Annotated in this window: 17 protein-coding genes; 6 read left to right on the top strand and 11 right to left on the bottom strand. The window is 67.2% G+C overall.

The annotated features are described in order from the left end of the window. Positions 1-41: 41 nt before the first annotated feature. Complete coding sequence (locus MUK71_RS14860) at positions 42-608, bottom strand: TetR/AcrR family transcriptional regulator (protein WP_227928395.1); 567 nt, start codon at positions 606-608, stop codon at positions 42-44. Positions 609-738: 130 nt separating this feature from the next. On the opposite strand from MUK71_RS14860, the gene MUK71_RS14855 reads away from it, so the two are divergent. Further along, positions 739-2,262: an MFS transporter gene (locus MUK71_RS14855; RefSeq protein ID WP_227902855.1), complete on the top strand. Its 1,524-nt coding sequence runs from the start codon at positions 739-741 to the stop codon at positions 2,260-2,262. A 149-nt stretch (positions 2,263-2,411) separates the two neighbouring features. Here the strand turns inward: MUK71_RS14855 and MUK71_RS14850 are convergent, their stop codons facing one another. Beyond that, positions 2,412-2,852 (bottom strand): universal stress protein, encoded by a 441-nt coding sequence (locus MUK71_RS14850; protein ID WP_227928396.1) that lies wholly within the window; start codon positions 2,850-2,852, stop codon positions 2,412-2,414. A gap of 99 nt (positions 2,853-2,951) precedes the next feature. Here MUK71_RS14850 and MUK71_RS14845 point away from each other — a divergent pair, with 99 nt between their 5' ends. Both MUK71_RS14845 and MUK71_RS14840 read left to right on the top strand, forming a co-directional pair. After that, the gene (locus tag MUK71_RS14845) at positions 2,952-4,184 is read left to right on the top strand and encodes a multidrug effflux MFS transporter (RefSeq protein ID WP_227928397.1); all 1,233 of its coding nucleotides are present in this window, start codon (positions 2,952-2,954) and stop codon (positions 4,182-4,184) included. Between the two features lie 336 nt (positions 4,185-4,520). Continuing rightward, positions 4,521-5,429, top strand: coding sequence for an SDR family oxidoreductase (locus MUK71_RS14840; protein ID WP_227902852.1), 909 nt, complete (start codon positions 4,521-4,523; stop codon positions 5,427-5,429). A 348-nt stretch (positions 5,430-5,777) separates the two neighbouring features. On the opposite strand, the gene MUK71_RS14835 is transcribed toward MUK71_RS14840, so the two are convergent. Next, positions 5,778-6,923 carry a TIGR04086 family membrane protein gene (locus MUK71_RS14835; RefSeq protein ID WP_227928398.1) on the bottom strand — a complete coding sequence of 382 codons (1,146 nt, stop codon included), beginning with the start codon at positions 6,921-6,923 and terminating at the stop codon, positions 5,778-5,780. 355 nt (positions 6,924-7,278) lie between these two features. Here MUK71_RS14835 and MUK71_RS14830 point away from each other — a divergent pair, with 355 nt between their 5' ends. Both MUK71_RS14830 and MUK71_RS14825 read left to right on the top strand, forming a co-directional pair. Continuing rightward, complete coding sequence (locus tag MUK71_RS14830; protein ID WP_227902850.1) at positions 7,279-7,779, top strand: DUF456 domain-containing protein; 501 nt, start codon at positions 7,279-7,281, stop codon at positions 7,777-7,779. Positions 7,780-7,800: 21 nt separating this feature from the next. Beyond that, positions 7,801-8,550: a class I SAM-dependent methyltransferase gene (locus tag MUK71_RS14825; protein ID WP_227928399.1), complete on the top strand. Its 750-nt coding sequence runs from the start codon at positions 7,801-7,803 to the stop codon at positions 8,548-8,550. A 10-nt stretch (positions 8,551-8,560) separates the two neighbouring features. Here the strand turns inward: MUK71_RS14825 and MUK71_RS14820 are convergent, their stop codons facing one another. Then, positions 8,561-10,030, bottom strand: a complete 1,470-nt coding sequence (locus MUK71_RS14820; RefSeq protein ID WP_227928400.1) for a S10 family peptidase — start codon at positions 10,028-10,030, stop codon at positions 8,561-8,563. 197 nt (positions 10,031-10,227) lie between these two features. On the opposite strand from MUK71_RS14820, the gene MUK71_RS14815 reads away from it, so the two are divergent. Further along, a complete protein-coding gene (locus MUK71_RS14815; RefSeq protein ID WP_227928401.1) occupies positions 10,228-11,109 on the top strand; it encodes a manganese catalase in 882 nt (293 codons plus the stop codon). 191 nt (positions 11,110-11,300) lie between these two features. Here MUK71_RS14815 and MUK71_RS14810 read toward each other — a convergent pair whose 3' ends face one another. The 7 genes from MUK71_RS14810 to MUK71_RS14780 form a co-directional block, all read right to left on the bottom strand. Continuing rightward, positions 11,301-11,630: a hypothetical protein gene (locus tag MUK71_RS14810; RefSeq protein WP_227928402.1), complete on the bottom strand. Its 330-nt coding sequence runs from the start codon at positions 11,628-11,630 to the stop codon at positions 11,301-11,303. 207 nt (positions 11,631-11,837) lie between these two features. Beyond that, positions 11,838-13,355 (bottom strand): DHA2 family efflux MFS transporter permease subunit, encoded by a 1,518-nt coding sequence (locus MUK71_RS14805; RefSeq protein ID WP_227928403.1) that lies wholly within the window; start codon positions 13,353-13,355, stop codon positions 11,838-11,840. 216 nt (positions 13,356-13,571) lie between these two features. Beyond that, the gene (locus MUK71_RS14800) at positions 13,572-14,231 is read right to left on the bottom strand and encodes a M23 family metallopeptidase (protein WP_227928404.1); all 660 of its coding nucleotides are present in this window, start codon (positions 14,229-14,231) and stop codon (positions 13,572-13,574) included. Between the two features lie 49 nt (positions 14,232-14,280). Continuing rightward, a complete protein-coding gene (locus MUK71_RS14795; protein ID WP_227928405.1) occupies positions 14,281-14,697 on the bottom strand; it encodes an META domain-containing protein in 417 nt (138 codons plus the stop codon). Next, positions 14,697-15,692, bottom strand: a complete 996-nt coding sequence (corA, locus tag MUK71_RS14790) for a magnesium/cobalt transporter CorA (RefSeq protein WP_227928406.1) — start codon at positions 15,690-15,692, stop codon at positions 14,697-14,699. Before corA ends, MUK71_RS14795 begins: the two co-directional genes overlap by 1 nt. Positions 15,693-15,851: 159 nt before the next feature. Further along, positions 15,852-17,447 carry an SLC13 family permease gene (locus MUK71_RS14785; protein WP_227928407.1) on the bottom strand — a complete coding sequence of 532 codons (1,596 nt, stop codon included), beginning with the start codon at positions 17,445-17,447 and terminating at the stop codon, positions 15,852-15,854. A 216-nt stretch (positions 17,448-17,663) separates the two neighbouring features. Continuing rightward, positions 17,664-19,772 carry a heavy metal translocating P-type ATPase gene (locus MUK71_RS14780; RefSeq protein ID WP_227928408.1) on the bottom strand — a complete coding sequence of 703 codons (2,109 nt, stop codon included), beginning with the start codon at positions 19,770-19,772 and terminating at the stop codon, positions 17,664-17,666. Positions 19,773-19,807 lie beyond the last annotated feature (35 nt).

The raw sequence follows: 19,807 nt of genomic DNA, 5'->3' as shown, positions 1-19,807 counted from the left end.
TGCCCTCCTGCCACGCCGGGGGCAGCGGCGTTGGCCAGGGGCTACGCGCTGGTCTGCTGGGCGTGGGACTTCAGCAGGTCCACCACTTCGAGCAGTTCGGGCACGGAGCGGGAACGGTCATTGCGGTGATCCTGCGGCCAGCCGCCGGGCAGGCCCTCGTTGTAATACAGTCCGTCCGCCAGGAGCATGATGGCCCGGGAAATGACAGGGTCTCCGACCTCCTGCTGCACCAGGTCAAACCAGCTGCGGTGGATGTCCTTGAGCAGGTCCGAGGCCACCGGATCCGATGCCTGCGCCAGCCGCACCACACCGATCAGTGCCCGGTCCAGGTCGCTGCCCACGTAGACCGAGCCGCGCACCAGATACCGTGACGGCCCTTCCGGATCCTCGCGCATGGTCTGCAGGTCCGCGGCGGCCAGCTCGCGAAGCTTTTCGATCAGGGCACCGGCCATCGCTTCCTTGTTCTTGAAGTGATAGAGCAGGCCTCCCTTGGAGACTTCGGCGCGGGTAACCACGGCATCGAGGGTGGCGCCGCGGGGACCTTCATTGATGAGCAGCTCTTCATAGGCGTCAAGGATGCGGTCCCGGGCGGGACGAGGGGTGGACATGCTTTTACGCTACGCCATCGAGGCCCGGAAAGTCGGCAATTTGAGAACCGTACAGTCTAGACGGTACAGTAGCTAGTCGGGGTTTTCCCGTGCCCAAAAACAATGCTGATGTTTCAAGAAGGAGGATGCCGTGCTGGCCGTCCAGGAAAAGCCCGCAGTAACGCGTGCAGGTAAGCGCGAATGGTGGGGGCTCGCTGTCCTGATGCTGCCTGTTCTGCTGATCTCCATCGACAACAACGTCCTGAGCTTCGCCATCCCGTCGCTGTCCCAGGCGCTGGCGCCCACCGGCGTCGAACTGCTGTGGATCGTGGATATCTACGCCCTGGTCCTGGCCGGACTGCTGGTCCCCATGGGCAGTCTGGGGGACCGGATCGGGCGGCTGAAGCTGCTGATGATCGGCAGTGCCGGCTTCGGTGTCTTCTCCCTGGTGGCGGCCTTCGCGCCGTCGGCAATGCTGCTGATTGTGGCCCGCGCCCTGATGGGTGTCTTTGGTGCCATGCTGATGCCCGCCACGCTCTCCCTGATCCGCAACATCTTTGTGGACCCCTCCCAGCGCAGGATCGCCGTGGCCATCTGGGCAGCCGGCTTCTCCGGCGGCGCGGCACTGGGCCCGATTGTGGGCGGCGTACTTCTGGAGCACTTCTGGTGGGGTTCGGTGTTCCTGCTTTCCATTCCGGTGCTGCTGCCCCTGCTGATCTTCGCGCCGATCCTGCTGCCCGAGTCCAAGGATCCCAGCCCCGGAGCCGTGGACCGGCTCGGCGTGGTCCTGGTGATGGCCGCCATGCTCTCGGTCACCTACGGCATCAAGACCTTCGCGCACGACGGCGCGGGTGCCGGCCTGCCGTTCATCGCCGCCGGTCTGATCCTGGGCTTCCTCTTTGCCCGCCGCCAGCTTTCCCGCGAGAAGCCGATGCTGGATGTCCGGCTGTTCCAGAACCCCGTCTTCACCGGCTCCATTGCAGCGAACCTGCTCAGCCTGTTCGCCATGGTCGGCTTTATCTTCTTCCTGTCCCAGCACCTGCAACTAGTGGTCGGCCAGACACCCATCGAGGCCGGTCTGACCATGCTGCCCGGCCTGGTGCTGACCATCATCACCGGCCTCGCCGTGGTGCCCCTGGTCAAGCGGGTCCGCCCGGCCGTAGTGGTGGCCGGCGGGCTGCTGTTCAACGCTGCCGGGTACGGCCTGGTCTTCGCCTCCGGGGAGAACGTCACCGTGATGACGCTGGTCGTTGCGTTCCTGCTGCTTGGCGTGGGCGTCGGTGCGGCCGAAACCATCTCCAATGACCTGATCCTGGCCAGCGTCCCGCCCTCCCGTGCCGGATCAGCCTCGGCCATTTCCGAAACCGCCTATGAGATCGGCTCCGTTCTGGGCACCGCCGTGCTGGGCAGCATCCTCACCGCCGCCTACCGCAGCGGCGTCTCCGTCCCCGGCGGACTGAGCCCGGAGCAGAGTGCTGCCGCCGGCGAAACCCTGGGTGGTGCGGTGCATGTGGCCGAGGACCTGCCCGCGGACCAGGCGGCATCGCTGCTGCATTCGGCCCAGGTGGCCTTCGATTCAGGCGTCAGCGTCACCACGCTGATCGGCGTGATCACCATGGTGCTCGCCGCCGTCGGCGCCGGGATCCTGATCCGCAAGGTGCCGGCCCACCGCTAGCGGCTTGGGTTGGGGCTCCCGGACAGGCCCCTGTCCGGGCCCGCCTGCACGGAGGTGCCCCGCGCCTGTCCGGGTGGTGCCCCGGTCCTGGTCCGTAGGTGCCCCTGCCAGCCTGTCCCGGCCCGCCTGCACGGAGGTGCCCCGCGCCGCTAGTCCCGGTGCGGCCGGGCAATCAGCACCGGGCAGTAGGCATGGGCCGCCACGGCCGTACTCACCGAACCCAGCAGCAGCCCGGCAAACCCGCCGCGTCCGCGGTTGCCCACCACCAGCATTTCCGCTCCGCGGCTGGCCTCCATCAGTACCCGTGCCGGCTGTCCGGCCACTGCCTGCCGGGTCAGGCCGTCCGGAACCTCAGTGTCCGCAAATGCTGCGTCCACGGCCTCGGCCAGCGCATTCTCCGCCTCAACTCGCGGAGAGAACTCCGTGGTGGGAAACGGCGTTGCCAGCATGGCCGGGTATTCCCAGACAATGAGCGTCTCAATCCGGCAGCCGAGCAGATCGGCCAGCCGGGCCGCCATCCGCAGTGCCTGCACGGACTCTTCGGAGCCGTCCATACCAACAACAATCCGTTTCCGGGGTGCCTCAGCCATGGGGTTCCTTCCCGAGGTTGGCCAGATATCCAGTAGTCTGCGCGTCATGCAGGCGTAACGGCCAGAGCAGGGCCGGGCATTGTTCCTAAGATGGCGTATATGTCCGCCCTTCGCCGTTCCACCGGCCCCGCCGCCATGACCACGGGACTGCTGCTGGTCCTGGCACTGCTTTCGGCCACGGGCCCGTTCGCCACAGATCTGTATCTGCCGTCCTTCCCGCAGATGGCGGACGAACTGGGTGCCACCGCCACGGGTATCCAGCTCACCCTCACGGCCTTCTTGATTGGCATGGCGGTCGGACAGCTGTTCTTCGGCCCGTTCTCGGACCGGTACGGGCGGTTCCGTCCGCTGCTGATCGGCTCCGTGCTGTTTGTCCTGGCCTCCGTGGTCTGTGCCGTGGCGCCGAACCTGCCGGTACTTATTGCCGGCCGGCTTTTCCAGGGCCTGTTTGCCTCCGCAGGCGTGGTGATTGCCCGCGCCGTCGTGGCGGACCTGACCTCCGGGCAGTCAGCGGCCCGCACCTTCAGCCTGCTCATGACCATTGGCGGCGTGGCGCCCGTACTCGCACCGACCGTGGGCGGCATCCTGGCCGGCAGCATCGGCTGGCGCGGAGTGCTCTGGGTCCTCGCCGGGCTTGCGGCGGCCATGCTCGCCGGGGTGGCCGGTGTTGTCCGGGAGACCCGTCCGCCGGAAAAGCGCAGCAGCGGCCCGTTCCTGGGCGGGCTGGCTGCGGTGCTGCGCCGACGCCGGTTCGTGGGGTATGCGGTGCTGTTCGCCTCCACCTTCGGCGTACTGATGGGCTACATCTCCGCCTCACCGTTCATTTACCAGAACCTGATGGGCCTTTCCCCGGCCGGGTACGGGGTGGCGTTCGGTATTAACGCGCTGGGTCTGGTGCTGGCCGGGTTCATTTCCGCCCGCCTGGCCCGGACGGTGCCGCCGCGACGCACCGTCAGCATCGCCGTCCCGGTGCTGCTGGGTGTCTCTGCAGTCCTTCTGCTGATGATCCTGCTGGACGTTCCGCCGCTGCTGCTGGCCGTGCCGATCTTCCTGGCTGCCTCCTCGGTGGGCTTCATCATGGGCAACACCACCAGCCTGGCCCTGGCCGAGGCAGGATTCGCTGCCGGCAGCGGCTCCGCCGTACTGGGCAGCGGACAGTTCTTCTTCGGCGCCCTGGTCTCCCCGCTGACCGGCATCGCGGGGGAGGACACCGCCCTGCCGCTGGCCCTGGTGATGTGCGGTTCGGCGCTGATGGCGGTCCTGGCGCTGCTGGCGACCCGGAGTCCGGACCAGCCGGACGGGGAACGACGCCGGCTGGCACGGGGAGCGTAGGCTCCGCCGCCGTAGGCCCCGCCGCTGTCGTGCCGCCCGCCCGGGGGCGCGGGCCGCGGCGTCGTTGTACCGGCCGCCGTCGTGCCGTCCCGGGGACACAGGCTGCGACGTCGTCGTGCCCGCCGCCGTGGTGCCGTCCGCCCGGGGACAGGCTGCGGCGTCGTCGTGCCGGCCGCCGTGGTGCGCCGTCGTCGTTGGGGGCAGCCCAACTTGAGCCGGACCGACCCTCGGGCATAGGGTAGTAAGCATACTTACGTAAGCGTGAGTGACCGCCTTTTGCGGCGGCCCCGACCGGACCGCCCGAAATGGACTGACCTACCGAAAGTGGGAACTTCTATGACAAACGGCAACAACTCGGACCAGTACACCTTCCAGAACCCGGTGGACCGTTACCCGTCCATCGCCCCTCCCGTCCAGGACCAGTCCGAGCCGGGACTCGATAAGGACATGACCCCGCACGTGGACCACGGCGAGGACACCTACCGGGGCACCGGACGGCTGGAGGGCCGCAAGGCGCTCGTAACCGGCGGCGATTCCGGCATCGGCGCGGCCGTGGCCATCGCCTTCGCCCGGGAAGGCGCCGACGTCGCCCTCTCCTACCTCCCCGAAGAGGAACCGGACGCGCAGCACATCGCCGAAGTCATCGAGAAGACCGGCCGCAAGGTGGTTAAGCTCCCCGGTGACCTGAAGGACGCCGAGTACTGCAGCCAGCTCGTGGAAGATGCCGTGGCCGGCCTCGGCGGGCTGGACATCCTGGTCAACAACGCCGGCAAGCAGGTTGCGGTGGACAACCTCGAGGATCTCTCTGACGAGCAGCTGGACCACACCTTCAAGACGAACATCTACTCGTTCTTCCGGGTGACCAAGGCTGCGCTGAAGCACCTGCCGGCCGGTTCGAGCATCATCAACACCACCTCCATCCAGGCCTATGAGCCATCGCCGAACCTGCTGGACTACGCCAGCACCAAGGCTGCGATCAACAACTTCACCAAGGGCCTGGGCCAGCAGCTGGCTCCGAAGGGCATTCGCGTGAATGCTGTGGCGCCGGGTCCGTTCTGGACGCCGCTCCAGCCCAGCGACGGGCAGAACAAGGAAGACCTGCCGGAGTTCGGCCAGAGCGTTCCGCTGGGCCGCGCCGGACAGCCGACCGAGCTTGCCCCCGCTTACGTTTTCCTGGCCTCCCCGGAGTCCAGCTACGTGATCGGCGAGACGCTGAACGTCAACGGCGGCACGCCTTCGCCGTAACCGTTTGGTTACACACCGTTGCACCGGGGCCCCGCGTTTGCGGGGCCCCGGTTTGTTTATACAGCGGGTTAGAACAGGTGCCGTGGACGATGATGTGAGGCCCGGCTCCAAGGGTTATGCAAGGTAGTACTGGTCGGGTGCACAGCATCCCACCCAGTGGTGTCGGTGGTACCGGTGAGGTCACAGCAGCCGCAGGGGTACCAGAGAGTGGGAAATCCTGCGGATCGGGCAGCGGAAAACCAGCAGCAAACCACCCGGCCACACAAACCGGCCGACCTACTAAAAACGGCCGCTGCACCCCCGGAAACCCGGAGGAGCAGCGGCCGTTTTGGATCCGAGGGCGCTCCGCTAGCGGGTGACGGTGTCTTCCGTGCGGAAATCGGCACGGTCAATACGGCGGTGGAAGCGCATACCGGCCAGTCCGCCCAGCACGGCGCCGAGCAGTGTAACCACCAGGCTCGCGGCCACGGCGATCCAGGTGCCGGGGCTGACGTTGTTCAGATCCTCCGGCAGCGGAGCCACGGAGTTCAGCTGGCTGATGCTACGGATATCGCTGCCGTAGATCAGGCCCAGGATAATGACGACGGCGGCCGCGATCAGCGCCCACAGCCACACAGCCAGGCCCTGCTTGAGACCGTTGAAGCGTGCCATTCGGCCGGCAACGTAACCGCCGGCAAAGTAGGAAAGCAGCAGTACTGCGAGCATGATGACGGCGCCAATAATACCGGCGGACTGGTTGGCGGCGGCGGATTCGAGGGCCGCCCCCAGATCCGTTTCGGCGGAAAGGTTGATGGCGGCGCCGATCGCGGCGGCCAGCGCCGTCAGCAGCACCACCATACCGGTGGCCGTCAGCCAGCCGAAGAACGCCGAGCCGAACTTCATGCCGCCGAAACGTTCCTTTTCCAAGGCCAGGAGGGCGTCCCGGTTCGGCAGGGCGGCGTCGCCCGCCACACCGTCGCTGTGCCGATCGTTCCGCGCGTTCCTTGCATCGCCGTCCTCCGCAGTCCTGTGGGCGCGGCGGTCACCGCCGGAGTCGCCGGGCAGGTCGCGGCTTGCCGTTACCGGAGCGACCCGGGTGGAGGTGTCCTCGCCGGCGGTGTGCGTGGGGACGGCCCGGGTGCGGGTGTCCTCGCCGGTGGTGTGCGTGGGAACGGCCCGGGTGGAGGTGTCCTCGCCGGCGGTGCTGTCGTTGCGCATCTCTGCTGCCGGGACTGCGCGGGTATCGTTGCGCCCGCCGTCCGGATCCGTGGCGTAGCTACCGGCGTGGCTGCCCGTATGCCGGCCCGGTACCTGACCCTGATCGGCAGCTGAGGCGGAGGCTGCGTCGCTCACCCGTGTGCCGGTGTCTTCAACCCTACGACCGTCTGCGGGAACGGTGCCCGCGGTCTCAGCAGCTGCGGCAGACCGTTCCGAGCGGTCCCGCAGAGGGCCGCCGTCGTTGGCGCCGCGGCCGTTCGAGGAAGTGTTGGCGGGGTTCTCTGGGTCGGTGCTCATTACTGCATCTCCTGTTTCCGTCCGGGGAATCGGGCTGAAGATGCCAGCTTATAAGCATCCTTACTAATTTCTCCACCTGAGGGAGGCAGTGCGTCCGGGTTTAGGGGGCCCTAGGAGCGCGATAACACTACGTTTGGGGATGAATCTGCCGGTTTGGGAAATCCCTGCCGGTTTGCAGCGGAGCGATTTCCCAATCCGGCAGCTGAAACCCAACCCGGCAGCAGGGCATGACCGTCCGGTGTACACATAACGGGCTTATTCGGCGGGTTTAAGCCCCGTATCTGTACATTCGCCGGCGCCGAACCACCCGAAAGGAAATACGCCGGTCGCGGGGAAGCGGTGCAAGACTGATGGAATGGATCCCGATCTCCTTGTAACCCTTGCGGCTGCCCTCGTGATTGCCGTGGGACTGACCGGCATAGTGGTGCCCGTGCTGCCCGGCAGCATCCTGATCATCATTGCCCTGCTGGGCTGGGCCTTCGGCGTGCAGAGCCCGGCGGGCTGGTGGGCTTTCGGGATCGGTGCGGTGCTGCTGGTTGCCGGTATGCTCGCCAGCTTCTTTCTCACCGGGCGGCGGCTGAAGCAGCGGCAGATTCCCACCCGCTCCATCGTTGCCGGCGTGGTGCTCGGCGTCGTCGGAATGTTCACCATCCCCGCCGTTGGCCTGTTCGTCGGGTTCGCCGCCGGCCTGCTGCTGAGCGAATGGCAGCGGCAGCGGAACCTGTCCACCGCCTGGTCCTCCAGCCTGGCCACCCTGAAGGCGATGGGGATCGGCATCCTGGCTGAACTCGCGTTGGCGCTAACCGCGGGTGGCATCTGGGGTGCGGGCGTCTGGGTGCACTTCGCCACCCGCTGATCATGTATAGGGTGTGGCGGTATGAGCGAACCCTCGATCAACCGCAGGATGCGGTCCGTTGAAGACCTCCTCGACCTGATGGACGGGCTCTTTGCGCGTGAATCGGTCCGCTGGACCAGCGACGCCGGGAGCGCCTGGTGGAACAACTTCTACGCAGACCGCACCCGGCCCGTTCCGTTTTTTGCGGACAAGCCCGATGAGAACCTGGCGCGGTGGGTCCGCGAAGGCGTGCTCTCGCCGACCCGTGTACTGGATCTGGGTTCGGGGCCCGGGCGCAATGCCCTCTTTTTTGCTGAGCGCGGATACGCCGTGGACGCCGTAGACCTCTCCTCGGCTGCGGTGAAGTGGGGGCGGGAACGGGCTGCAGACCGGCAGCTGGACGTCTCCTTCACCTGTGGCAACGCTTTCACGCTTCCGCCTGATGCGTTGCCTGGACCGTACGGACTGGTCTACGACTCGGGCTGTCTGCATCACCTTCCCCCGCACCGCCGGATCAGCTACCTGCAACTCCTGCAGCGGACCCTCGCGCCCGGCGGGTATTTGGGGCTGGCCTGTTTTGCCAGGGGCAAGATGGGCGCAGAAGCACCAGACGAGCAGCTCTACCAAGATGGGGAGTTTGAAGCAGGGATAGCCTTCAGTCCGGACGATCTTCGGTGGGTTTTCGCAGACCTGGGCGAGATCGAAATCCGCCCAATGGCAACCCAAGACCGGGATTCTCCGTGGTTTGGCGAATCTTTCCTGCTTACCGCCCTGTTCCGCCGCCCGGAGTGACTGCCGAGCCCTAAGCGCCGGCGACAAACTCCGCGAGATTGCGCAGCTGGTCCACCCGGCACTCCGGCTTGACGTACATCATGTGCCCGGCCTCGTAGTAGTGGTGTGAGAACCGTGCCCGGGCATCCTCGTCCAGGCGCATGTGCGCCCACACATACTCTGCGGCGAAGTGCGGCGTGGCGCCGTCGTAATAGCCGTAGTCCACGTGCACCCGCAGTGACGGGTTGTGGACCAGCAGCCGTTCCAGCGTGCCGGTGACGTCCACGGGAACCCCTTCAAAGTTCTTGTAGCTCCACGGCTGGACGCGGCCGGTGAGGATTTCGTACGGCAGGTCGTTCTCGTACCCCAGCTCCGCACGCACGTAGTGGTTAATCGCTGCCGAGTACGGCCCGTTGATAGCGGTGAGGCTGGGATCGTCCCAGTTGATCCAGTCCTGCTGGTGCGCCGGGGCGGCAGCGAACCGGCCGTCGATGCGACCCACGGACAGGTTCTCCCCGCGCAGCAGTTCGGCGGAGAACATGGCATAGTCCCAGCGCAGGTTGGTGCGGCGGATGAAACCCTCGTCCAGGGTGGTGATTTCCGCGAGCCGGCGGACGACGTCGTCGTACTCCCCGGCGTCCAGCCGCGCCCCTTGGTGCAGGGCGTACACGTAGTCGCGGGAGGCGTACTCCTCGGCTTCGCGCACGACGTCGGCCAGTTCCCGTCCGGGATGGCGGCCGTGATAATGGGCAATGGCGGCATAGGTGGGCAGGTGCAGCGGATACGGGGTTTCCCGCCCGGGTGCGAAGTCCAGGGTGGCCATGTTCAGTACGGTGGAAATCAGGCCGAGGCCGTTGACCGCCAGGCCGTACGCGTCAAAGAGCTTCCCGGCCACAGCGACGGCGCGCAGCGTGCCGTAGGACTCGCCCACCAGGTACTTGGGGCTCAGCCAGCGGTTGTTGCGGGTGGTCCAGAGCCGGATCACCTCGGCCACCAGGTCCCGGTCCTCCTCGAAACCGTGGAACTCGCCGGCGTCGTTGCCGTCCACCACGCGGGAGAAGCCGGTGTTCACCGGGTCGATCATCACCAGGTCCGAGTGCTGCAGCAGGGTCTGCGGGTTATCCACCAGGCCGAAGGGCGGCGGTGTGAGCGCCCCGGCGTCGCCCGAGTCCACCATCCGCGGGCCCAGAAGGCCCATGTGCAGCCAGACGGAGGCGGACCCCGGCCCGCCGTTGAAGGCGAACACCACGGGCCGGCGGTTGGGTCCGTTCTCCGGGGCATCGGCGGTATAGGCGGTCATAAAAATCTCCGCCTTGGGCTGGAATCCGTCCGACTTCCCGTCCTTTACCTCCTCCTTCCGGAAGACCATCCGTCCGGTGGTAGTGGTGTAGCCAAGTCCTGAGGGGAGGGTGTGCCGGCGGACGGCGAAATCGTCGGTGACCTGCGGTGATGCACCGGCTGGATCGGAAGGCGGCGCGGGCGGGAGTTCGGGGGAGACCATGGCAAGCAGACTACCCGTGCCGGGAGCAATTGGCCGGGACCTGAAACGGGCGGTTCCCGTCTGGCCGCGGAAAGGGGCAGGTTTGCTCTTCCCTGCCTCCGGACACCGGTCTACGTTGGGACCACTGTGACCGGCCACGGCCCCCAACAAACGGAGGCTCGTCTCACGCGGCGGTCCACAAGGTGCGGAGGAATGACATGTTTTTCCATAAGCAGGAGCTCCAATTCAAATCCACCCCGGACAAGCCCGACGCCGTTTATGCCCGGAAGCTGCAGGAGGTTCTGGGCGGACAATACGGTGAAATTACCGTGGCCATGCAGTACGGCTTCCAGTCCTGGAATTCCCATGTGCCGGGCAAGTACCGGGACCTGCTCTATGGCATCGCAGCCGAGGAAATGGGCCACGTGGAAATGCTGGCCGTGATGATCGCCCAACTGCTGGAAAAGGCCCCGCTGGGCATCACCAATGACGCGGTGCAGTCCGATCCGACGGTGGCCGCAGTGATGGGAGGCATGGATGTCCAGCACGCCATTGTCGCTGGTGCCGGCGCCCGCCCGGTGGACAGCAACGGCAACCCCTGGACCGGCGGCTACATCACCGCCAGCGGCAACATGCTCGCGGACTTCACCTCCAATGCCAACATCGAAATGCAGGGTCGCCTCGCGGTCGCCCGGCTCTATCACATGACGGATGACCACGGCGTGCGGGATCTGCTGTCCTTCCTGCTCGCCAGGGACACCATGCACCAGAACCAATGGACCGCCGCGGCCCTGGAACTTCAGGCGGAGAATATGGAACAGCTTCCGGTCCCCAGCAACTTCCCGCTCAACAAGGAATACCGGGAAGTCTCCTACCAGTACCTGAACTTCTCCGACGGCGAGCATGCTTCCGAAGGCTCCTGGGCGTCCGGACCCACGCCGGACGGACACGGTGAGTTCAGCTACCATGACGGACCGACGACGTCGGCTCCCATGCCTCCGCCCACCCGTCCGGACGCACGGTTCTACGGGACCACGGACGTGCCCAACGTGGTGGAGAAGGCTGCCGGAGCGGCGCAGGACAAACTGAAGAAGGAGTAGCCCCGAAGCCGGACCCGGCGCGGAGGCCACCGCGCCGGTCTTGGGCTGCGCAAGCTTGGATTGGGCTGGGGCTGCCGCGACGGGTTTTTTGGGCTGCGCAAGCTCGGACTGGGCTGCCGCGTCCGGCCCGGACTGGGGCTGCCGCGACGGTCCCGGACTGGGCTGCCTGCAGATGCTGACCGGCCAGCCTCCTACGCGGTCCGCCCGGATATGGCCGTGTCCGGTCCGTTCGCGGGCCGATCCGCTTTGCCGAAGTACCAGGCCAGGAAAAAGCCCATGGAGACGGTCCCCGCCAGTAGAGCGGCGCGATCGCGGGGTCCGGTCACGCCCCCGCCAAGCAGCGCGGCGCCGCCCGCGGCGTTGAGGGCACTCCACGCGGCGTTGGCGAGGGGGCTGGAGAGCCCGACGCCGGGCGGGGAGGCGAACGGGGTCGGGAACTGCTTGCCCTGCACGGCACTGACGCCGTGTGGAACGGCGTTGGCGAGGAGCACCCCGGCGAAAAACTTCGAGACGATAGTCATGGCGCGAGCGTACCCGCCGACGCCGGTTTTACGGCCGATAAGCATTCTTTCGCACTGTTTGAATTCTTTCGCGCAGTTTGGACTGGCTGAAAAAACGCAAACCGGTCGATTTTCCCACCGGTCGATTTTCCCGCCCGCGGCCGGACCAGCACCCGCCCGCCCGCGGGACCTACGCCCCGCGGGCTCCGGCCGCCGGGCCGAAGTCTGCTAGGCCGCGGTGCTCTTTGCGGCATCCCCGCGGGCACTGCCGGGGGCGCCGCGGGAAGTCAGCTCAGGGGCCGGCTTGGCGTAGAACAGCGCCGCCAGCAGGGCCACGATGATCACGGCGGCAGGCAGGTACAGCGACTGGCCCATGGCCTCCGAATAGCCTGCCTTGAGCGCCTCCGGGAACGCACCGGCGGCAGGTGCCGTCCCGCCGTCGGCCGCCCCGGCGCCCAGGTGTGCACTGAGGCGGGACTGCATGATGGCGGCAATGGCGCTGCTGCCGATCACGGCACCGAACTGGCGGGTGGTGTTGTAGACGCCGGATCCCGCGCCGGCGACATCAGCGGCCAGATTGCGGGTGGCGGTGAGCGAGACGGAGGGCCAGATGCAGGCGTTCGCAAAGCCCATCAGGAGCATCGGGAGCACGAGCTGCCAGTACGGCACATCCGGGCTGAGCAGTGCGCCGAGCCAGATCAGGGATGCGGCCATGGAGGCGAAGCCGACGACGGCGATGAACTTGGGGTTGCCGCGTTGCACGGTTTTGCCCGCCAGCGGGGCCAGGACGCCGGACAGGACAGCCATCGGGGCCAGCAGCAGGGCGGCCTGGGTGGGGCTGAGTCCGCGAACGTTCTGCGCGAAGAGGATCAGCGGCAGGGAGAACGCGGTCACGGCGAAGCCCATGCCGGTGATGGAGATATTGGCCAGCGAGAAGTTGCGGTCCCGGAAGAGCTTCAGCGGCAGCAGCGGTTCGGCACGGTTCAGGCGCTGCCAGAGCACAAACAGGGCCAGCAGGACAATGCCCGCAATGATCAGCGACCAGACCGAGATGGGCCCGGCGATGGTGCCCCAGTCATAGCTCTCGCCTTCCTGGATACCGAAGACCAGCGCAAACATGCCCGCCGCACTGAGCAGCACGCCCAGGTAATCGAAGCGGTGCACCGAGGTGGAGAGCCGGGGCACCAGCCGGTAGGCGAGGATAAAGCCCACCACACCCACGGGGATGTTAATGAAGAAGATCCATTCCCAGCCCAGGCCGTCCACCAGGACGCCGCCGAGGATCGGTCCCACCAGGGTGGCGACGCCCGCCGTGGCGCCCCAGAGACCCAGAGCGGTGCCGCGCTTTTCCGGTGGGAAGATCCGGGTGATCACGGACATGGTCTGCGGGGTCATCAGTGCCGCGCCGAAGCCCTGGAAGACACGGGCCAGAATCAGCGCATCCACGCTGTTGGCAAAGCCGCACCAAAGGCTGGACAGGGTAAAGACCACCAGTCCGATCAGGTAAACGCGGCGGGGACCAAAGCGGTCGCCCAGCCGTCCGGTAATCAGCAGCGGCACCGCGTAGGCCAGCAGGTAGGCACTGATCACCCAGATCACCTGGTCCAGGCCTGCGCCAAGGTCTTCCATGATGGCCGGGGTGGCGATGTTTACGATCGTGGAGTCCACCAGGATCATGAAGAAGCCGATGACCAGGGACCACAGTGCGGGCCAGGGCCTGACCGTCTCCGGGGAAAGGTTTTTCAAGGTGCTTGCTGCCGTTCTGGAGAGTGGGTGCCGGGCCGGGATGTGTCCCGGGACGGGCCGTAAAAGAGCCGAAATCCATTGTGCACTTAGGCTCCCTTAGGACCAACCCGGGACTGTCCCTGGGTATTCCGGGTTTCAGAAGCGGCGCCGGTAGCCCGCGCCTAACCCGCGCCTAACCCGCGTCCAGCCCGCGCCTAACCTGCGTCCAGCCCGCGCCTAACCCGCGTCGAAAACCTCTCCGTTGCGCGGCAGCCACGGTCCGGCCCCGCCTCCGGGATGCAGAAAAGCCACTGGCAGGCCGCGGCAGGTGCCCCAGTCCATAGAGTCCGTGACCTGGAGATGGACATGCGGCTCGGTGCTGTTGCCGGAGTTTCCGCAGGCGCCAATCCGGACGCCTGCCCGAACCCGGGCACCCGGCACCGCCTCCACGGAGCCGCAGGCCAGATGCGCGAGCAGCACAAAGGGGCCCTCCGGTTCCAGGGCAATCACCACAGAATTGCCGGCAATTGCGTTCGGGCCCTGCCGCACCCGCCCGCGCTGCGTCAGGGCGTAGGCGAGCAGTGCGGGCTGGGAGCGGCGTGCCTGATGGTCCGGTTCGCCGTCGTGCACGGAGACCACGGTGCCCGACGCCGGTGCCAGCACCGACACCCCGAAGCCGTGGAAGATCTCCGGCGCCTCCGTGGAGAGCAGGGACCGCCATCCGGGCGGTCCGGACCGGCCGTGTGCGTCCACGGCCACGAAGTCGATGGCGTAGGCGGTGCCGAACAGGTCGGTGCCGTGGCTGGGGACGCGGTTGGCAGGGCTGTTCTGCGTCAGCCAGCGGCCGGTGAACGGCAGCCGCAGGATGGCCGGTGCTGTTGGTGCTGCCTCGGACACGGCATCCCTTTCTCCCCGCCGGTGTTCCCTCTGTTAGGCCCGGTGTCTGTCAGGCCCCGGAGCGTGGACGCGCCAGGACCCCGATTTCGGTGCCTGCCTGGTTGTAGATCCGCAGGGTGTCGCCGTCGACGTCGGCCGCTGTACCGGCGGACAGCCATTCATCCACGTCGTGGCAGAGCATCATGGTGGAGGCCATGTCCTGCAGGGTGACGCGGGTGCCCTCGATGCTCCAGTGGCCCATCAGCCGGTTGCAGCCGTCGGTGCCGCTAACCCGCCCGCCGGGATTAAACTCCAGCGACGGTGCCTTCGGGTTGGCTGTGTCTCCCCAGGCCCCGGTGACGTCGGCGTCCGGGGCGGTGCCGCCGTCGTCCGGTGAGGCGCTGTTGGCGGCGTCCCCGCATGCCGCCAACAGCAGGGCGGCGGGCAGCACCAGTGCCAGCAGCGTCCGGCCCGTCCACCGGGACATCACAGCCACTTATTCCGCTTGAAGGTCAGGTAAAGGACTATCCCGGTCACCAGCATTCCCAGGAGGGCCAGCGGATAACCGAACTGCCAGGACAGTTCCGGCATGTTCTCGAAGTTCATGCCGTAGACGGTGCCCACCAGGGTTGGCGCAAATAGGATGGCGGCCCAGGAGGAAATCCGTTTCACCTGCTCGTTCTGCTCAATGCTGGTTTCGGCCAGCCGATTCGAGGCCAGCGTGGAGGACAGGGTCAGTGCGTTTTCCAGGATGGCGCGGTACGCGTTGGCCCGGTCGATCAGCCGCAGCACGTGGTCCAGTACATCGCCCAGGTTGTCCCGCAGCTCAGCCGGAACGCCGTACTGGTCAGCGTTGTTGCGCAGTTCCCCCACTACGGTTTGCAGCGGGGAGATGGCGCGCTGGAACTGGATCACCTCGCGGGAGAGTTCGTAGATGCGGCGGGAGACCTCGGCGTCGCCGCCGAACAGCTGGTCCTCAATTTCGTCAATGTCGTTTTCAAGTCCGGCCGCCACCGGAGCGTACTCATCCACCACCTGGTCCAGTACGGCGTACAGCACCGCCTGCGGCCCGAGCATCAGCAGTTCCGGTTCCTGCTCCAGCCGCTTGCGCACCCGGGCAAGGTCAGGGGATTCGGCGTGCCGGACGGTGACCACAAAGTTGGGTCCCACAAAGAGGTGCAGCTCCCCGAACTCCACGCGTTCGACGTCGTCCAGGTAGCGCGCGGGGCGAAGCACCACAAACAGCTGCTCGTTGTACTGCTCCAGCTTGGAGCGCTGATGGCCGGCCAGGGCGTCTTCGACAATCAGCAGGTTCAGCCCGAACTCTTCGGCCAAGGCCAGCAGCTCTATTTCGTCCGGCCGGTAGAGGCCAATCCAGGCCATGCCGCCGGAGGTTCGGGTCAGCTCGAAGGTCTCGTCCAGGCTGTCCGGGTCGTGACTGCGTTTGCCGTCCACGTAGACCGCATTGTCGACCAGCGTCATGGACATTCCCCTAGCGTCGAAACCCTTAGTGCCGGCAGCATTACCGGCAGCGGTCCGGGCGCCGGACCATGGCCCATTATCCTCGTTCCCGCCCTGTTGCGGCCATCGGCGCCGCACCGTTACCCGGGATCAGGCATTTAGGCCCGGCGCCCCGAAAGCTCAGAACCGCCAGATGAGCGGCACGTACAGCTCTGCGGCGGCGAGGAAAACCAAGGAGAGCGGCAAACCGAGGCGCCAGTAGTCTCCGAAGCGGTATCCGCCGGGCTGCATCACCAAGAGGTTGGCCGGGGTGGCGATGGGGGTGAGGAAGGCGGCGGCCCCGGCGACGCTGAGTCCCATCATGAAGGGCAGCACGCTGACCCCGAGCGTTTGCGCGAAAGTCACCGCTACCGGCCCCATCACAAGCACGGTGGCCACGTTTGAGATGAACTGGCCCAGGATGAGGGCGAGGACGCAGATCACCAGCAGGGCCAAATGCGGGGACACGTCGCCGGCTGAATCCAGGACCAGGGCGGCGATCCCATCTGCCGCGCCCGAGGAAACGAAAGCCGAGGACAGCGGGATAAGCGCGCCGATGAGGACCACGGTGCTCCAGGAAATGGCCCGGAACCCCTGCGGCACGGTCACCACCCCCAGGAGGACCAGGGCGGCTGCGGCCAGCAGCCCCACCATTACCGGCGGGAGGAGGCCGGTTGCCAGCAGCAGGATCGTGGCGGCCAGCACGGTAAGGCAGCGGCGCCATCCGCGTCCCAGCGGTACGCCCCGCTGGAGGATATGCGGCGGTTCGACGGCGATGACATCAGCGGACTGCACGTAGCGGCGCAGCGCGTCCCAGGGGCCGTGGACCAGTACCGAGTCGCCGGCGCGCAGCGTCAGGGTCCCGGGCGGGGCGGGATCATCGGGAGCCGCATCGGCGGTCCCGCCGCGGTGCAGCGCGACGATGACCAGGTCTTCCCGCTGCGTGGTCATGCCTGGGCTGACGATGCGTCCGATCAGCGTTGAACGCGGCGCGACGAGGACCTCGACGGCACCCATTTTTCCCGTGAACAGCCGTTCCGTGTCGAGGTCGGCCGTATAGCTCTCGCGCCAGGACTTCACCCGGGCCCGCGGGTCAGCCCCCGCCTCCGCGAGCCGCTCGGGCGTGCGCCCGGGCAGGAGCCTGCGGCCGAGGAGCACCACCAGGAGAGTTGTCACCACAACCAGGGGGAGCCCCACCAGGGCAAATTCGAAGTACCCGAACTCCCGCCCGCCGGAGCTGGCGGAGAGGTCCGAGACGATGATGTTCACCGGAGTTCCGGTCAGGGTCAGCAGCGATCCCGCACTCGCGGCGAAGGCCAGCGGAATCAGCATGTGCGAGGGGACGACGCCGGCCCGCGCGGTTGCGACGACGACGACGGGCAGCAGTGCAGCGACGGCGCCGTTAATGCTGATCACCGCGGAGAGGAGTGCAGCGACGGCCATGATGGTGATGAGCAGGCCGGTGCGGCTCAGGGAGGAGCGAAGTTCTAGCTGCTGTCCGATCCATGCAGTGATTCCCGTGGCGTCGAGGGCCTCGCTGAGAACAAACAGCGAGGCAATAAACAGGGTGATCGGGTCACTGAAACCCTGCAGGGCTTCGTTTAGCGTGAGCACACCGGTGGCCCACAGTGCCACTGGAACAAAGAGCGCGACGATCACGAGGGGCACCCGGTTGGTCATAAATCCCGCGACTGCCAGGGCGAGGACCGCAAAGGTGGCGAGCATGGGCGGGATCATGCGACCGGGCTTTCGGTTGTATCCACTTCTCACCCCTGGGTCGGCGCCCCGACGGCTGGTGCACGCGGGATTTTCCCCGCTTCAATAGCCTGCCTCCGGAACCCGTGCAAAGCCATAGCGGCACCAACGCGGCGGCACATTTGTCCCGTCATCGGCGTACCTGCTCATCGGCGTATCCCGATGCCGGTGTGCGGGTGGGGGAGAGAGGGTGCAGGCTTATTCGGCCCGGAAAAACGGCTTTGTCGGTGCCGGCCCGCTGTCCTGCCCACTGCCTGGGCCGGAGTCCGTCCCGCTGCCTGTCCCGCCGTCCATGCTGCCGTCCGCGCCGGTGCCTGTCCCACCGCCCGTCCCGGTGCCTGCCCCGCCGTCCGTGCCGCTGTCTGTCCCACCATCCGCGTCGCCGTCTGTCCCACCATCCGCGTCGCTGCCTGCCCCGCGGTCTGCCCCGGAGCGCGTCTCCCGGGCGGCGGCACCCGGCCGCCGGCCGCCATGCAGTGCCCGGAGGGCGTTGAGGATGGCCGCCAGGTCCACCGCTTCCTGCGTCAGGGCGCCGGCCACCGCGGGAATGAACCCGAAGGCGGCGGTCAGCATCAGCCCTACGCTCAGGATGATGCCCAACCAGATGCTGCTCAAAGCCACCCGCATGGTCCGGCGGCCGATCTCCACGGCGTCGGCCACCCGGCTGATGTCGTCGGCCACCAGCACAACGTCGGCGGATTCGCTGGCGGCGGTGGAGCCGCGCGCCCCCATGGCGATGCCGACGTCGGCGGCCGCCAGCACCGGAGCGTCATTGACGCCGTCGCCCACCATAATCACCGGCCGGGGCGAGAGCGTGCGTACCGCGTCCACCTTGTCCGCGGGCAGCAGCCCGGCCCGGACATCGGTGATCCCGAGTCCTGCCGCCACGGCGCCTGCCGTGCCCGGACCGTCTCCGGTCAGCATCACGGTGCGCCGGATGCCGAGTGCGGCCAGGCGGTGCAGGGTGGCGGCGGCGTTTTCCCGCACCGCATCACTCATGATCAGGGTGCCGGCAAAGTGTCCGTCGATGCCGACGTAAACCACCATCTGGCCCGGTTCCAGGTGTGCCGGAACCGTGTCAGCGGCGGTTTCAGCCACAAAGCGTTCCTTGCCCACGCGGACGGTGTGCCCGCCCAGCACGGCTTCCACACCGTTGGTTGCCACTTCCCGGGCGTCCCGGGAGGACTGGAGGCCAAGTCCGCGGGCTGCGGCTGCCTGCTGCACCGCGGCGGCCAGGACGTGGGAAGAGTACTGCTCTGCCGAGGCCGCCAGGCCGAGCACTTCCTCCGCCCCAAAGCCGGGCTGCGGACGGACCTCCACGAGTTCGGGCTGCCCGTGCGTCAAGGTGCCGGTTTTGTCGAAGGCCGCACTCTCGGCTTTGGACAGCTGCTCCAGCACGGCTCCGCCCTTGACGATGATCCCGGCGCGGGCCGAACGGCTCATTCCGCCCAGGAATGCCACGGGAGCGGCAATCAGCAACGGGCACGGCGTGGCCAGGACCAGCACCTCGGCAAACCGCACGGGGTCACCGCTCAACGCCCACGCCACCCCGGCGATCAGCAGGGAAACAGCAGTGAAGGGAACCGCGAAACGGTCTGCAAGCCGGACCACCGGTGCCTTGGACCCTGCGGCTTCGGCCACCAGCGCAACAATGCGCTGGTACTGGCTGTTCTCCGCCGTGGCGGTGGCCCGCAGCAGTACGGCGCGGGTGCCGTTGACCGAACCGCTGAGCACGGCGTCGCCGGCGTAGCGGGTAACCGGCAGCGGCTCGCCGGTCAGCGAGGATTCGTCAAAGCCGCCTTCGGGGGAGACGAGTTCCCCGTCCACCGGCACCACCTCGGCCGGACGGATCAGCAGCAGGTCACCGGCAACCACCTCCGTGGCCGGAATGTCCTCGGCGGCCGCTGTGGTGTCGCCGCCGGGAAACCGGTGCGCACGCTGCGGTGCGCGTTCCAGCAGGGCATCCAGTTCACCGCGGGCCCGCCCGGCGGCATAGTCTTCCAGGGCCTGCCCGCCGGAGAGCATCAGCACGATGATCAGCGCCGCCAGGTATTCCCCCACGGCAACCGTGGCCGCAATGGCGATAACCGCCAGAATATCCAGCCCCCAGTTGCCGGCCCGGATGTCCCGGACCATGCCCGCAGCGGTTTTCAGTGCCACCGCCGAGGCGAAGAGGCTGGCGGTCCAGGCAGCGGCAGTGCCCGCACCGGCCCACTGCAGCAGCAGAACCGCCACACCCGCCAGCACGGTGGCGAACACCAGCGGATAGCGGCGGACCGCGCGGGGGAGACGGAACAGAGTGGCCATGTCTCTGTTGTAGGCCTGTCGGTGCGGGGTTTCCA

Source organism: Arthrobacter zhangbolii (assembly GCF_022869865.1).
Lineage (GTDB): Bacteria > Actinomycetota > Actinomycetes > Actinomycetales > Micrococcaceae > Arthrobacter_B > Arthrobacter_B zhangbolii.
The sequence above is the reverse complement of the archived record's forward strand: the minus strand, read 5'-3'. Positions and strand labels throughout refer to the sequence as shown.

Excerpts from the sequence above, each read along its gene's own strand:
- MUK71_RS14860 (WP_227928395.1), bottom strand. The coding sequence starts at position 608 with ATGTCCACCCCTCGTCCCGCCCGGGACCGCATCCTTGACGCCTATGAA.
- MUK71_RS14850 (WP_227928396.1), bottom strand. The coding sequence starts at position 2,852 with ATGGCTGAGGCACCCCGGAAACGGATTGTTGTTGGTATGGACGGCTCC.
- MUK71_RS14845 (WP_227928397.1), top strand. The coding sequence starts at position 2,952 with ATGTCCGCCCTTCGCCGTTCCACCGGCCCCGCCGCCATGACCACGGGA.
- MUK71_RS14840 (WP_227902852.1), top strand. The coding sequence starts at position 4,521 with ATGACAAACGGCAACAACTCGGACCAGTACACCTTCCAGAACCCGGTG.
- MUK71_RS14835 (WP_227928398.1), bottom strand. The coding sequence starts at position 6,923 with ATGAGCACCGACCCAGAGAACCCCGCCAACACTTCCTCGAACGGCCGC.
- MUK71_RS14830 (WP_227902850.1), top strand. The coding sequence starts at position 7,279 with ATGGATCCCGATCTCCTTGTAACCCTTGCGGCTGCCCTCGTGATTGCC.
- MUK71_RS14825 (WP_227928399.1), top strand. The coding sequence starts at position 7,801 with ATGAGCGAACCCTCGATCAACCGCAGGATGCGGTCCGTTGAAGACCTC.
- MUK71_RS14820 (WP_227928400.1), bottom strand. The coding sequence starts at position 10,030 with ATGGTCTCCCCCGAACTCCCGCCCGCGCCGCCTTCCGATCCAGCCGGT.
- MUK71_RS14815 (WP_227928401.1), top strand. The coding sequence starts at position 10,228 with ATGTTTTTCCATAAGCAGGAGCTCCAATTCAAATCCACCCCGGACAAG.
- MUK71_RS14810 (WP_227928402.1), bottom strand. The coding sequence starts at position 11,630 with ATGACTATCGTCTCGAAGTTTTTCGCCGGGGTGCTCCTCGCCAACGCC.
- MUK71_RS14795 (WP_227928405.1), bottom strand. The coding sequence starts at position 14,697 with ATGTCCCGGTGGACGGGCCGGACGCTGCTGGCACTGGTGCTGCCCGCC.
- corA (WP_227928406.1), bottom strand. The coding sequence starts at position 15,692 with ATGACGCTGGTCGACAATGCGGTCTACGTGGACGGCAAACGCAGTCAC.
- MUK71_RS14785 (WP_227928407.1), bottom strand. The coding sequence starts at position 17,447 with ATGATCCCGCCCATGCTCGCCACCTTTGCGGTCCTCGCCCTGGCAGTC.
- MUK71_RS14780 (WP_227928408.1), bottom strand. The coding sequence starts at position 19,772 with ATGGCCACTCTGTTCCGTCTCCCCCGCGCGGTCCGCCGCTATCCGCTG.